The organism is Mycobacterium sp. E1386 (genome assembly GCF_001672745.1).
In the GTDB taxonomy this organism is placed as follows: domain Bacteria; phylum Actinomycetota; class Actinomycetes; order Mycobacteriales; family Mycobacteriaceae; genus Mycobacterium.
Genome location: NZ_LZKH01000226.1, coordinates 1 through 13,044, shown reverse-complemented (window position 1 = coordinate 13,044; position 13,044 = coordinate 1). Strand labels below are relative to the sequence as shown.

Genomic DNA, 13,044 nt, shown 5'->3' with positions numbered 1-13,044 from the left:
GGAGCCACGATTTCCTCGCCGGAGGCGGAGACCACCACCACGTCGCGGCCGCACAATTTGTGGGCGGCGATCAGGTCCGCGGCTTCGGCGAACACCAGCGGCGTCACGATGTCGTGCAGCGTTTCGTTGACGATCGACTTGACCTGATCGACGTCCCATCCGGTGACCATGTTGGTCATGTGGAGGCGCATCCGGTCCATCTGGTCATGATCGGCGCCGGAGAGCAGATAGATGAACTGGGCGTAGCTCGACTTGAGCACGGCGCGGCGGTTCAGCAGCCCCTGGTTGAAGAACGGTTTGCTGAACGCCAGCGTGCTGGACTTGGCGATGATCGTCTTGTCCAGGTCGAAGAAGGCCGCGGTGCGGGCCCGGGGAGCGGACGTCGCCGCCGTGTGCTGCTCCGCGGCCGGGTCGAAGACGGTCACCGACCCAGCATAGGTCGGTCGCGCGGCGGCGCCGGGATTCCGGGCCCGAAAAGGCCGCTCAGCAAAGTGGGACCGGTGGTAACACCAGTGTTTTTGCGGCTCAACGTGTTCTTTCATAGAAAGAGCTATTGCGTTACCGCGGCTTGTCATGTGTATAGTAAGCATTACTCGGCCTGAGCCGAGGGTGTATCAGCCCGACCCCCCGGGGCTGATGCACGACGACCCTCGCCTCCTCCCCCCCTGGCGGGGGTCGTCCCTTTTGTGGGGTCTTTTTCCGGCCTTTCAGACGCCGGTTCCGCGCATACGGACCGCGCGGCGCGGCCGTCCAATTGGTTGCGGACGTTACGTCTCCTTGGCGCCGGTCGAGCGCCGGTCGATGTCTTTGTGCACACTCGCGTCTCTATCCCCAGATCCGCGTTTGGGACTGGTGTCCAACATCTCGAACCCGCCAGAGTGGGCGCGTGACTAGCACCTCGCCGGACGAAGTGACGGCTTCCGCGGGCCTCTTGGCGGTGCTGGCGGATCCGGGGCTGCGCCGGGATTTGGACCGCGTGGCCGCGGCCGTCGGTGTCCGGGTGGTCCACGCCGGCGGCGTCGTGAGTCGCAAAACGTGGTCGGCCGCGGCGGCCGTGGTGCTCGATGAAGCGGCGGCCGACAGCTGTGCGCGGGCGGCGCTGCCGCGCCGCCTGCACGTGATAGTGCTCACGGCGGCCGATCCGGCGAACCCGACGTGGGCCGCGGCCGTCGCGGTGGGGGCCGGGCTGGTGCTGCGGCTGCCCGAACAGGAGCGCGACTTGGTGGGGGCGCTCGCCGAGGCCGCCGAGTCCTCGCGCGACGACGGGTCGCGCGGCGAAGTCGTTGCCGTCATCGGAGGGTGCGGCGGTGCCGGCGCTTCGTCGCTGGCGGTCGCCCTGGCGCAGGCCACCACCGATGCGCTGTTGGTGGACCTCGACCCGTGGGGCGGCGGCATCGACCTCCTGCTGGGCGCCGAGAGTGTGCCGGGCCTGCGCTGGCCGGATCTGGCGCTGCAGGGCGGCCGGCTCAACTGGTCGTCGGTGCGTGCGGCGCTGCCGCGGCACCGGGGAGTCAGCGTTCTGTCCGGCACCCGGTTCGGATACGAGTTGGCGGCGGCGCCCGTGCAAGCCATCGTCGATGCGGGTCGCCGCGGCGCGGTCACGGTAATCTGCGACCTTCCGCGTCGGCTCACCGACGCGGCGCAAGCGGCGCTCGATGCCGCCGACCTCGTCGTCGTGGCCAGCCGATGTGATGTGCGCGCGTGCGCGGCGACGGGCGCGCTGGCTCCGGTGCTGGGCGCCGTCAACCCCAACGTGGGATTGGTGGTGCGCGGTCCGTCGCCGGGAGGGTTGCGGGCGGCCGAGATCGCCGACATCACGGGGCTGCCGTTGCTGGCGTCCATGAGGGCCGAACCGCGCTTGGCCGAGCAGGTGGAGCGCGGCGGCCTCCGGGTCGGACGGCGATCCGCGCTCGCCGCCGCGGCCCGCGAGGTGCTCGCCGTGTTGCCGCGTGCCTCGTCGGGGCCGGCCCGAAAGGGCAGGGCCGCGTGAGCGGTTCGCTGATTGACCGGGTACGCGAGCGGCTGGCCGCCGAAGCCGCCCCGCTGGGCGCTGCGCTGGGGCCGACCGCCGTGGCCGCCGCGATCCGGGCCGAGTCCGGCGGGATGTTGGGCGACACCGAGGTCCTGGCCAATCTCCGGGTGTTGCAGACCGAGCTGACCGGCGCCGGCATCCTGGAACCGTTGTTGTGCGCGGACGGCACCACCGACGTGCTGGTCACCGCGCCCGATGCGGTGTGGGTGGACGACGGGAATGGCTTGCGCCGCACGCCGATTCGGTTTGCCGACGAGGCGGCGGTGCGGCGCCTGGCGCAACGGCTGGCGCTGGCCGCCGGCCGGCGGCTGGACGACGCGCAGCCGTGGGTGGACGGCCAGCTCACCGGCATCGGCGCCGGGTTCGCGGTGCGATTGCACGCGGTGCTGCCGCCCGTGGCGGTCGCGGGCACGTGCGTGTCGCTGCGGGTGCTGCGGCCGGCCAGCCAGGATCTGGCCGCCCTGACCGCGGCGGGCTCCTTGACTCCCGAGGCGGCCGCCCTGGTCGCCGACATCATCGCCGCGCGGCTGGCCTTCCTGGTGTGCGGCGGCACCGGAGCCGGCAAGACGACCCTGCTCGCGGCGATGCTCGGTGCCGTCGCGCCCACCGAACGGATCGTGTGCGTCGAGGATGCCGCCGAGCTGGCGCCCCGGCATCCGCACCTGGTGAAGCTGGTCGCGCGGTGCGCCAACGTCGAGGGCGTCGGCGAGGTTCCGGTGCGCCAACTCGTACGCCAAGCCCTGCGGATGCGGCCCGACCGCATCGTGGTCGGCGAGGTGCGGGGTGCCGAGGTGGTGGATCTGCTGGCGGCGCTGAACACCGGCCACGACGGGGGAGCGGGCACGGTCCATGCGAACAATCCGGCCGAAGTTCCGGCCCGGCTGGAGGCGCTGGGCGCGCTGGGCGGTCTCGACCGCGCGGCACTGCACAGTCAACTCGCCGCGGCCGTGCAGGTGCTGTTGCATGTGACCCGGGATCGCGCCGGGCGGCGCCGGCTGGGTGAGATCGCCGTGCTGCGCCAGGTTGCGGGACGGGTGCGAGCGGTCACGGTGTGGCGTGCCGACGGGGGCATGACCGGCGGCGCCGACCTCCTGCATCGCCTGCTGCAAAGCCGGATGCCGGCATGAGCGGCCCCGCGGCCGGCGCGCTGCTGTTGGCGCTCGCGCTCGTCGTCCTTCCGGCGTCGCCGCGGGGCCGCCTCGCGCCGGCGGTGTCGGTCGGTCGGTGGCGCCCGCGCACCGCTCCCGGCGGGGCTGGCTGGCTTGCGGCGGCGGCCGTGGGCGCCGCCGCCGTGCTGCTGCCGCTGACGACGATGGTGGCGGTCGCGGTAGTGGGGGGCACGGTGAGCCTGCGCTATCACCGCCGCCGCCGGATCCGGTCCGCCCAGTGCGAGGGGCAGGCGCTGGAAGGCGCGCTCGACGTGCTCGTGGGCGAACTGCGCGTCGGCTCGCATCCGGTGCGCGCGTTCGGCGTGGCCGCCGACGAAACCGCCGGCGCGGTCGCGGAGTCGTTGCGGGCGGTGGCCGCCCGCGCCAGGTTGGGTGCCGACGTCGCGGCCGGCTTGCGCGCGGCGGCGCAGTCGTCGGCTCTGTCCGCGCAGTGGGATCGCCTCGCGTTGTGTTGGCAACTGGCCAGCGACCATGGCCTGGCGATAGCCACCCTGATGCGCGCCGCGCAGCGTGATATCGCCGAGCGGCAACGGTTCTCGGCGCGGGTGACATCGAACATGGCCGGTGCGCGTGCAACCGCGGTGATCCTGGCGGGCCTGCCGGTGCTCGGCGTGCTGCTGGGCCAACTGATCGGGGCGCGGCCGCTGGCCTTCCTGCTGGGCGGGCACGCGGGCGGGTGGCTCTTGGTCGTCGGTTCAACCCTGGCGTGCGGCGGCCTGTTGTGGGCCGACCGCATCACCGATCGGCTCGAGTCGTGACGACGGCGGCGGTCCTGCTGGCGGTGGCCGCATGGATCGGCCCGGGTCCGTCGCTGGTGCGGGCGCGGGCGCGGATGCCGGTCCGCGAGCATCGAGCGCGCCCGCGGGTGGGGCCGGCGCGCGGGCCCGACCCACTGGCAATCGCGTCCTGTCTCGACGTGCTGGCCGTGTGCCTGGAAGCGGGCATGGCGGTGGCCACCGCCGCGGCGGCCGCCGCAGCGTCCGCGCCGCCGACGTTGGCCCGGGTGCTGCGGCGCGCGGCCGATCTGCTGGCGCTGGGCGCCGACCCCGTTGTCGCCTGGACGGTTTCGCCCGATGCCCGTGCCGACTCCGCCGATGCGCCGGTCGAAGCGTTGCTGCGGCTCGCTCGGCGATCGGCGGCCTCGGGTGCGGCGCTGGCCGAGGGCGTCTCCGAACTGGCCGACCAGGCCCGTCACGACGCCGCGCACGCGGCCACCGCGACCGCCGAGCGCGCGGGGGTGCTGATCGCCGGACCGCTCGGATTGTGTTTCCTGCCGGCGTTCGTGTGCCTGGGGATCGTTCCCGTGGTGGCCGGGCTCGCCGGTGACGTCCTGCAGTCGGGTTTGTGGTGAGAAGAAAGGGAAGCATTGCTGCACAACATATTTTGGGCATTCGTGGCCCGCGTGACGGTCCTGGCGTCCGACGAGTCGGGCATGTCCACGGTCGAGTACGCCATCGGCACGATCGCCGCCGCCGCCTTCGGGGCGATCCTGTACACGGTCGTGACCGGCGACTCCGTCGTGTCGGCGCTGACCAACATCATCGGTCGCGCGCTCAACACCAAGGTCTAACCGGCAGTGCGGGTGCCAGCACCGTGGAGGCGGCGCTCGGCGTCGCCACGCTGGTCGTCGTCCTGGTGCTGTGTCTGGCCGGCGTCACCACGGTGTCGATGCAGATTCGCTGCGTGGACGCCGCCCGCGAGGCGGCCCGGTTGGCGGCCCGCGGCGACGAACGCTTGGCGCTCGGCGCGGCTCGCCGCATCGCCCCCGGCGGCGCGCGGATCGAGGTGCACCGTGACGGTGAGTTCTTGGTCGCCACCGTCGTCGCGCGCTCGAAGTTGTTGCCGGAGCTTGACATTGCGGCCAAAGCGGTCTCGATGGCGGAGCCGTCGGGATGATCGGGGCTCGGCCACCCTGGTCGCGGCCTGGATGGTCGCGGTGCTGCTGTGCGTCACGGGGGCCGGGGCGTACCTCGGTTCGGTGGTGGTGGCGCGTCATCGCGCACAGGCGGCGGCCGATCTTGCCGCGTTGGCCGCGGCGGCCCGGCTGCCGGCGGGGGCCGAGGCGGCCTGCGCCCGCGCGACGGCGGTGGCCGGCGAGATGCACATCGGCGACGCCAGTTGTGGGATCGACGATCTCGACGTCGTCGTCAGGGTCCGGGTCGCGGTCTTCGGCGGCGCGGCGAGCGCCGCCGCGCGGGCGGGGCCCGTTGGCGGCTGACGCGGGCCCGCGGGTGCCGCGCGTAATAGTCTGTCGACGTGGTGCCGCAATGGCGGATCGGCCCGTTGGTGTTGCCGGTGCATGGTGTCTTCGTGGCGCTGGGCGTCCTGGCCGCCGCCGTCGTGTTCATGGTCGAGGCCCGCCGGCGTGGAGCGGTCAACGAACAATCGTTGGTGGCGGTGACCGGCGCCCTGGTCGGCGGCGCGGTGGGCATGCGCCTCTCCGGTTGGGCCGAGCACCTCGACGTCCGCCTCAACCCGTCGTTGCTGCAGGCGTGGGAATTCGGATCGCGCAGCATTCTGGGCGGACTGTGCGGCGCCTACCTCGGGGTCCTGATCGCCAAGCGGCTCGGCGGCTACACCGGCAAGACCGGTGACTTGTTCGCGCCAGCGGTCGCGCTGGGCATGGCGATCGGCCGCGTCGGCTGCCACCTCACCGAAGCGCCGGGGCGCCCGACCAGCCTGCCGTGGGGCATCCACGCCCCGGCCGGCACACCAAAATGTCCCGGTTGCCTCGCGGGCGTGGCCATGCACCCGTCGTTCCTCTACGAAATCGCTTTCCAGCTGGCCGCGTTCGGGGTCCTGCTGTGGCTGCGCAACCGGATAAGTCATCCGGGTGAGCTGTTCGTCCTCTACGTGGCGGGGTATGCGGTGTTCCGGTTCCTGGTCGAATTCGTCCGGGCCAACGAGACCGTGTGGCTGGGCCTGACCCGGCCGCAGTGGTTTCTCCTGCCCTCGCTCCTGCTGATCGCCGTCCGGCTGCGCCTGGGATATCGGCGGGGCCACTACGACACCGTTCTGCGACGGGAGGCGGTTGCCGCATGACGAACCCACCACCGGGTCCGCCCCCTCCGGACGGGTGGCGGCCCCCGGACTGGCCGCCACCCGGTTATCCCTATGACATGAACCGGCCCTACCCGGGCTGGCAACCGCCGCCGAGCAAGCCGAGCGGCGGCGAAATCTTCGGCGCGGCCATCGCCGGGATGGCGCTGTATGCCGGAATCAACGTCGTCGTCGGCCCGCTGGTGCTGTTCGGCCTCGCCAATGCCGTCGCGCCGAAGATCGCCTTCGCCGCCGGAGCCGTCATGCTCGCGCTGATCGCCTTCGCCGGCGGGGGAGCGTTGTTGTTCGTGAAGAAGGGCGCCTGGGCGAGGGGAATCGGCATGGGATTGATGATCGGCTGGGCACTGACCTCCATCTTCACCGTCGGCATCTGTACCGGATTGAACCCGATGCTGTATCACCTGACCCGATGAGCGGCATGGAGCTGCGGGGCGATCGAATCCTGCGCTACGTCAACGCGTTTTGCCCGCAGTGTCACGCCGAGGAACCCGATCGTCCGCTGGGCGACGTGGCACGGCTCAGCGGCTGGCTGGCCGTGCGCGGCGACGGACAGGTCTGGCTCGAACGGGGCTGCCCGAGACACGGGCTCGTTCGAACGCTGTACGACGAAGATCCCGAAATCCTTGCCTATCTCGAGGAGTGGACCGCGCCCACCAAGGCGCACGTCCCCGATGAGCCGGGCAACTTCGACCCGATCCCGTCGGCCTATCTGCGCGGCCTGCCGCAGATGCAGACTCAGCACACCTGCATCCTGCTGGAGGACATCGCCGCGACCTGCAACCTGCGCTGCCCAACGTGTTTCGCCGACTCCTCGCCGGACCTCCGCAATGTCGTCGCGGTCGGCGACGTGCTGGCCAACGTCGACCAGCGGCTCGCGCGGGAGAACGGCCGCCTGGATGTGGTCATGCTCAGCGGTGGCGAGCCCACCCTGCACCCGCAGCTGCCCGAGCTGCTCGCCGAGCTCGGCTCGCGACCGATAACGCGAATCCTGCTGAACACCAACGGTATCCGGATAGCTCACGACGGCCGTCTGCTCGACCTGCTCACCGAGCACCGCGAACGCGCCGAGGTGTACCTGCAGTACGACGGGCTCTCGCCGGCCGCCCACCGCCATCACCGTGGCGGCGACCTGTCGCGCCTCAAGGAGTCGGCGCTGCGTCGGCTTTCCGAACGCGAAATCTTCACCACGCTCGTGATGACGGCGTCACTCGGTGTCAACGACACAGAGATCGGCGACATCGTCAAGCTGGCGCTGGACACGCCCTACGTCGGAGGGGTCTCCATCCAGCCGCAATTCGCTTCCGGGCGTTCGGGTCTCATCGACCCGGCCAGGCGCCTCACCCACACCGGCGTGCTGAAGCGGTTGGGGCCGCAGACCAGCGGCCTGATCACCTGGCGGGATCTGACCGCGCTGCCGTGCTCGCACCCGCATTGCTGCTCGGTCGGGTACATGCTTCGGGAAGACAACGGGAATTGGCGCTCGCTGGTCGCGTTGATGGGCCACGACAACCTCAAGGACAAGCTGGGGCTGATCGCCAACCGGATCGCCGACTCCGACATTCCCCGGGAATTGCGGCTGGCCGTGCGGGAATCCCTGATGGGCTTGCTGTCGGAGCAGTCTTCGTTGTCGCATCCTTCGATGTCCGACGTCTGGCGCATGATCTGCGAGAACTGCGACCTGGGCATGGCGACGTTGCTGACCGTGGCGTCGGCCGCGCTGCCGGGGCGGCGACGCCAACTGAGGCGGATGCTGGGTGAGCGTGTCGTTCGGGTCACGGTCAAACCGTTCATGGACATGTCGACGATGATCGAAGAGCGGCTGGTGCAGTGCTGCGTGCACGTCGGCACGCGGTCGTCGCAGGATCAGTGCGCGCCGTTCTGCGCGGTGCAGGCGTGGCCGCAGCTCGGCGGCCAGCGGCTGTCGGTCGCCGCCGACCGCTTGCTGCCGGTCGTGGGTTAGGCCGTCGGGTCGGGGCCGCCCGCCAATCCGGCGGCGGTGAGTTCCTCGTCCGAGGGCAACCGCAGCGAGACCAGCCCGGCGTAGGTATCCGGTTCGAGTTCCACCCTGTTGACCGTGACGTGCACCGGCACCCAACCGTTGTCATGGCCGGGCATTCGCAGCACCCGGCTCGTCGCGCCCTGGGCGAATTCCTCGGTCATCGAGGAGACCAGGTGCTGATCGTCGGGGTGAACCTTCGGCTGGCCGGTCTCACTGCCGCGCCAGTCGTAGAACGTGCAGGGCTCGTCCAGCCATTTCAGCAGGGCCCAGTTCTTCAAATCGATCAGCGCGCGGTGGACGCCTGCCTGAGCGAGCCCGCTCAGGATCCGTTGCGCCAGATCGTCTGTCGACACCGCCGGGCCCTTGAGTTCGGCACGCCAGTTGATCGCCCGCGCCACCAGATGGTCCCGGCCGTCGGGGCCGGCCTCCAGGCCGGTGCGCGCGACGAATCCGATCCGCATGGGGTTGCCCTGCCAATCGGTGAGATCCCAAGTGCTGCAGATCGTTTGGTTGGGCTCAGCCTTCACGGCCATGGCCAGCACCTTGGTTTCGTTGGGGTTGAGCTCGCGCGAGGGAAGGTCCTCCGCGAAGGCCCTGCCGAAGGTGACCTCGACTTCGGGATTCTTTCCGCTGTTGGCCAACGACTCCCGGGTGTCGGTGGCGACACCCATCGTCAGGTCCCACTTCAGCGGCCCGGGGGTCGGCCGCTCGGGCGGTTCGACGTCGGCGGGGCCGGTCCACACGTGCACCCCGTGGATATAGCCATCGGACATCACCACCGGTTCGGTGCGAATGACGCGGTCGCGCTTGGGAGTGATGCTGGTCAGGCTCTGACCGGTCTGTACCGACTCGGCGATCGCCGTCCGGACCGCCGAGAGATAGGGACTGCGGCGCATGAACGTGGTGATCGGGACGAGGTTTTTCAGTTGGCGGCCCTGCGCCACCACGGTGGGTTCACCCCCCAGCGTCTCCACGAGCAACCAGTCGTGGCCCATGCGGCCGATTTTACGGCGACGGGCCGCATCTTTGGGACCTCGGGCCTACCGGCCATGTCGGGGCAGTCGGTGAGCCTCAGGCATCGCCTCGCCGGCGATCCGGTGAATTTGCCAATGTCGTTGTGGCCTTGTTAGTTTGCTGCTGCGCCCGCGAGGTCGGGGCTGCCAGCCGCTCATCGATGAGCGTTCGTTGGCCCGTCGGACGGCACCCGTGGGGTCGACCGTCGAGGGGTCGGTCGTCATCCGCCGGATTGCTCAGCTTACGGTAGCTCCGAGAGGACCAGGTGCAACACCCGCACCGCACCCTCCTTGTCGAGCGGGTCGTTGCCGTTGCCGCATTTCGGGGACTGCACGCAGGACGGACAACCCCGGGGGCACTCACATGCCTCGATGGCGGCGGCGGTCGCACCCAGCCAGGTACGCGCCTGGCGGAAACCGCGCTCGGCGAAACCGGCGCCGCCCGGATAGCCGTCGTACACGAAGACACTGGGCAGACCGGCCGGGTCCGGTCCCACCGCGGTGGACAAGCCGCCGATATCGCCCCGATCGCAGCTGGCCACCAGCGGCAGCAGGCCGATCGCCGCGTGCTCGGCGGCGTGCAGTGATCCCGGGATCCGCGGCGCGTCAATTCCCTTGCGCAGCAAGGCCTCTTCGGTAATGGTGTACATCACCGCGGTGGTCGCCAATGTGTGTTCGGGCATGTCCAACTCGATGAAGTCGATCACCTCTCCGGAAAGCCGGCGACGCAGATACCCCACCACTTGATGGGTGACAGTGACGGGCACCAGGCCCAGGGTGACGGGCCCGAACTGTGCGCGTTCGCCGGTACCGGTGACCGTGATGTCGGTGATTTCCCGCGCAAACGTCGCGTAACCGGGGTCCTCGGCGTGCACGAAGGCGATCGCGTCTTCGAGGTCCAGCGAGTCGACAACGTAACTCTCCCCTTGATGGAGGTAGACGGCGCCCGGGTGGACCGACGCCGGGGCCTGACCGACGCCGGTGCTGCCCAGCAGCCGCCCGGTGTCCGCCTCGACGATGACGATCTGGCCGCCCGACGAACCCCGGATGTCCACGGCCCCATGCGGTTCTAGGCCCGCCGCGGGAAAATACTTGCCGTTGCGGAGCCGCAGCAGCCCGTCGTCGACCAGGCCCCCGGCCACGTCCGTGGCGCCCAAGTCGCGCACCTCGGCCTCGTCGAGCGGCATTTCGGTTGCGGCGCAGAGCAGTTGGGGTCCCAGAATGTAGGGGTTGGCGGGGTCGATCACCACCCGCTCGACCGGCTTGCCCAGCAGCGCGGCCGGGTTGTGCACTAGATATGTGTCCAGCGGGTCGTCGCGGGCGATCAGCACCACCAGCGCGCCCTGCCCGCGCCGGCCCGACCGGCCGGCCTGTTGCCAGAAAGAGGCGACCGTGCCGGGGAACCCGGCGAGGACCACCGCGTCCAGCCCGGCGATGTCGACACCCAACTCCAGCGCGTTCGTGGTGGCCAGGCCGCGCAGCCGGCCCTCCGCGAGGGCCCGCTCCAGCGCGGTGCGGTCCTCGGCGAGATAGCCGGCCCGATACGACGCCACCTTGCCGGCCAGCTCGGGGGCGATCTCGTCCAACCGCGCCTGGGTGCCCAGCGCGGTCAGCTCCGCCGCGCGGCGCGACCGCACGAACGTCAGTGTCTGTGCCCCCTCGGCGATCAGGTCGGCCATCACGCGCGCCGCCTCCGCACCGGCCGAGCGGCGCACCGGCGCGCCGTTCTCGCCCAGCAGGTCGGCCCGCAGCGCCGGTTCCCACAACGCGACCGTCCGGGCGCCCTGGGGCGAACCGTCCTCGGTGACCTCCTCGACCGGATGCCCGATGAGCTCGGCGGCCGTCGCGCCCGGTGCGTCGGTGGTCGCGCTGGCGAAGATCACCGTGGGGGCCGACGAGTACCGCGCACACAGCCGCAGTAACCGGCGCAGCACCATCGCCACGTTGGAGCCGAAAACGCCACGGTAGTAATGGCATTCGTCAACGATCACGAAGCGAAGACCGCGCAGCAGCACCGCCCACCGGGCATGGTTGCGCAGGATCGACAAATGGATCATGTCGGGATTGGAGAACAGCCAGCGGGATCGTTCCCGCGCGAACCGGCGGACCTCCGGGGGGCTGTCGCCGTCGTAGGCGGTCGGCGCCACGTCGTGCAGCCGCGGAACCGCGGCCGTCAGCGCGTGCGCGGCCCGCAACTGGTCGTGGCCCAGCGCCTTCGTCGGGGACAAATACAGCACCCGGGCGCGCGGATCGGTGGCCAGCGCGTTGAGGACGGGAAGCTGATACGCCAATGACTTGCCCGACGCGGTCCCGGTGCTCACCACCACGTGACGGCCGGCGTGCGCCAGTTCCGCGGCCGCCGACTGGTGTGACCAGGGCGAACTGACCCCGAGGTCGGTGAACGCGCGCACCACGTCCGGCTCGGCCCACGCCGGCCAGCTGTGTGGGCGGCCGCTCCGCGGCGGCAGCTCGGCGACGTGCCGCAGCGGGTGCTCGTCGGCGTCGGTGCCGGCGAGCGCGGCGGCGAGCAGGTCGCTGCCGAAACTCGCCATTCGCACCCTCCCAGGACCGGCTGGGACTCCGTCCAAGACGCAAGTCTGTCGCCGAAGCGATGAACATGGTTGACTATTTGCGGTCGCAGCTTCTGTGTTCGTGTCAAACTTTCGCAGGATCGACGTTGCGGCCGCGGTTCCTGCGAGGTTAATCGGTCGGGTGAAGTTCCGGCGACTGAGCGAGGTATGGCGGTCGTACCAGGCCCGGGGCATCGAAAAGCGATGCCCCGCACCCAGAAGAAAAGGAAAGATCGAGAGATGCCACAGGGAACTGTGAAGTGGTTCAACGCGGAGAAGGGCTTCGGGTTCATCGCCCCCGAAGACGGTTCCGCAGACGTGTTTGTCCACTACACGGAGATCCAGGGTTCGGGCTTCCGCACCCTCGAAGAAAACCAGAAGGTCGAGTTCGAAATCGGCCACAGCCCTAAGGGCCCCCAGGCCACCGGAGTCCGCTCCGTCTAAGACGAGCCGATTCTCCACGGACCCCCCGTGCAGTCCCGCCCAGCGGGCCGGCCGGGGGGTTTTCGTATTCCGTCCAGTCCCGACCCGCCGCCGCGCCGGTTGCCTCAAGACGCGGATGGTCGACCTGGCCTACTGTCGGTGGCGTGAGCCAGCTTTCCTTCTTCACAGCGGAGTCGGTGCCGCCCGCGGTAGCCGATCTCTCCGGGGTGCTGGCGGCTTCCGGTCAGATCGTGATGGTCGGCGGTCCGGGGGCGCAGGGCGCGCGGCTCTCGGTGGTGGTAGATCAGGCCTGGCGGGCCGCCGCGCTGGCCGAGATGATCCGCGAGGCGGGGCTGGAGCCTGAGATCGGGCGCACCGACGAGGACACCCCGCTGGTGCGGACGGCGGTCACCGCGGCTCTGGTGAATTTGGCCGCGGAATGGACCCGCGGCGCGGTCAAAACGGTGCCGCCACGGTGGCTGCCCGGGCCGCGGGAATTGCGGGCCTGGACGCTGGCGGCCGGTCATCCCGAGGGCGACCATTACCTCTTGGGCCTGGATCCCCACGCGCCCGATACCCATTCCCCGCTGGCGTCGGCTTTGATGCGGGTCGGAATCGCGCCCACATTGATCGGCACCCGCGGCGGCCGGCCGGCGCTGCGGATCAGCGGCCGTCGCCGGCTATCGCGCCTGGTAGAGAACGTGGGCGACGCCCCCGACGGCGTCGACGCATCAGCGGTGTGGCCGCGGGTATAACCGCGGAAAAAGATTTGCGATTC

At 70.5% G+C, this 13,044-nt stretch carries 15 protein-coding genes; 12 read left to right on the top strand and 3 right to left on the bottom strand.

Going from position 1 to position 13,044, the window contains the following annotated elements; genetic code table 11:
* On the bottom strand, positions 1-425 hold a 425-nt coding region (locus A5709_RS23280; RefSeq protein WP_156673250.1), incomplete at its 3' end, for an HAD-IB family hydrolase.
* 512 nt (positions 426-937) lie between these two features.
* Between A5709_RS23280 and ssd the strand changes: the two genes are divergently transcribed.
* The 10 genes from ssd to A5709_RS23230 are packed head-to-tail and all read left to right on the top strand — an operon-like array spanning position 938 to position 8,221.
* Positions 938-1,990 (top strand): septum site-determining protein Ssd, encoded by a 1,053-nt coding sequence (gene ssd, locus A5709_RS23275; RefSeq protein WP_068010372.1) that lies wholly within the window; start codon positions 938-940, stop codon positions 1,988-1,990.
* On the top strand, positions 1,987-3,159 hold the full coding sequence (locus tag A5709_RS23270) for a TadA family conjugal transfer-associated ATPase (RefSeq protein ID WP_082953335.1): 1,173 nt from the start codon (positions 1,987-1,989) through the stop codon (positions 3,157-3,159). Before ssd ends, A5709_RS23270 begins: the two co-directional genes overlap by 4 nt.
* Positions 3,156-3,959: a type II secretion system F family protein gene (locus A5709_RS23265; RefSeq protein WP_067949045.1), complete on the top strand. Its 804-nt coding sequence runs from the start codon at positions 3,156-3,158 to the stop codon at positions 3,957-3,959. Before A5709_RS23270 ends, A5709_RS23265 begins: the two co-directional genes overlap by 4 nt.
* Positions 3,956-4,552, top strand: coding sequence for a type II secretion system F family protein (locus A5709_RS23260; RefSeq protein ID WP_197500972.1), 597 nt, complete (start codon positions 3,956-3,958; stop codon positions 4,550-4,552). The genes A5709_RS23265 and A5709_RS23260 overlap by 4 nt, the downstream gene beginning before the upstream one ends.
* A gap of 18 nt (positions 4,553-4,570) precedes the next feature.
* Positions 4,571-4,771, top strand: a complete 201-nt coding sequence (locus A5709_RS23255) for a DUF4244 domain-containing protein (RefSeq protein WP_067949063.1) — start codon at positions 4,571-4,573, stop codon at positions 4,769-4,771.
* Positions 4,772-4,794: 23 nt separating this feature from the next.
* Entirely contained in the window at positions 4,795-5,097 is a 303-nt protein-coding gene (locus A5709_RS23250; protein WP_067949047.1) for a TadE family type IV pilus minor pilin, read from the top strand.
* A 31-nt stretch (positions 5,098-5,128) separates the two neighbouring features.
* On the top strand, positions 5,129-5,419 hold the full coding sequence (locus A5709_RS23245; protein ID WP_231972040.1) for an Rv3654c family TadE-like protein: 291 nt from the start codon (positions 5,129-5,131) through the stop codon (positions 5,417-5,419).
* 38 nt (positions 5,420-5,457) lie between these two features.
* Positions 5,458-6,243: a prolipoprotein diacylglyceryl transferase gene (locus tag A5709_RS23240; protein ID WP_067949049.1), complete on the top strand. Its 786-nt coding sequence runs from the start codon at positions 5,458-5,460 to the stop codon at positions 6,241-6,243.
* Positions 6,240-6,674 carry a hypothetical protein gene (locus A5709_RS23235; RefSeq protein ID WP_068010370.1) on the top strand — a complete coding sequence of 145 codons (435 nt, stop codon included), beginning with the start codon at positions 6,240-6,242 and terminating at the stop codon, positions 6,672-6,674. Before A5709_RS23240 ends, A5709_RS23235 begins: the two co-directional genes overlap by 4 nt.
* A gap of 5 nt (positions 6,675-6,679) precedes the next feature.
* Positions 6,680-8,221 carry a radical SAM protein gene (locus A5709_RS23230; protein WP_067949009.1) on the top strand — a complete coding sequence of 514 codons (1,542 nt, stop codon included), beginning with the start codon at positions 6,680-6,682 and terminating at the stop codon, positions 8,219-8,221.
* On the opposite strand, the gene A5709_RS23225 is transcribed toward A5709_RS23230, so the two are convergent.
* Positions 8,218-9,255, bottom strand: coding sequence for a PAS domain-containing protein (locus tag A5709_RS23225; RefSeq protein ID WP_067949008.1), 1,038 nt, complete (start codon positions 9,253-9,255; stop codon positions 8,218-8,220). The two genes, A5709_RS23230 and A5709_RS23225, sit on opposite strands and share 4 nt — an antisense overlap.
* Positions 9,256-9,515: 260 nt before the next feature.
* Positions 9,516-11,825, bottom strand: a complete 2,310-nt coding sequence (locus tag A5709_RS23220) for a DEAD/DEAH box helicase (protein ID WP_067949006.1) — start codon at positions 11,823-11,825, stop codon at positions 9,516-9,518.
* Between the two features lie 258 nt (positions 11,826-12,083).
* Here A5709_RS23220 and cspA point away from each other — a divergent pair, with 258 nt between their 5' ends.
* Together cspA and A5709_RS23210 are read left to right on the top strand one after the other, a co-directional pair.
* Positions 12,084-12,287, top strand: coding sequence for a cold shock protein CspA (gene cspA / locus A5709_RS23215; protein ID WP_007166602.1), 204 nt, complete (start codon positions 12,084-12,086; stop codon positions 12,285-12,287).
* Between the two features lie 143 nt (positions 12,288-12,430).
* Positions 12,431-13,021, top strand: a complete 591-nt coding sequence (locus tag A5709_RS23210) for a hypothetical protein (protein WP_067949004.1) — start codon at positions 12,431-12,433, stop codon at positions 13,019-13,021.
* Positions 13,022-13,044 lie beyond the last annotated feature (23 nt).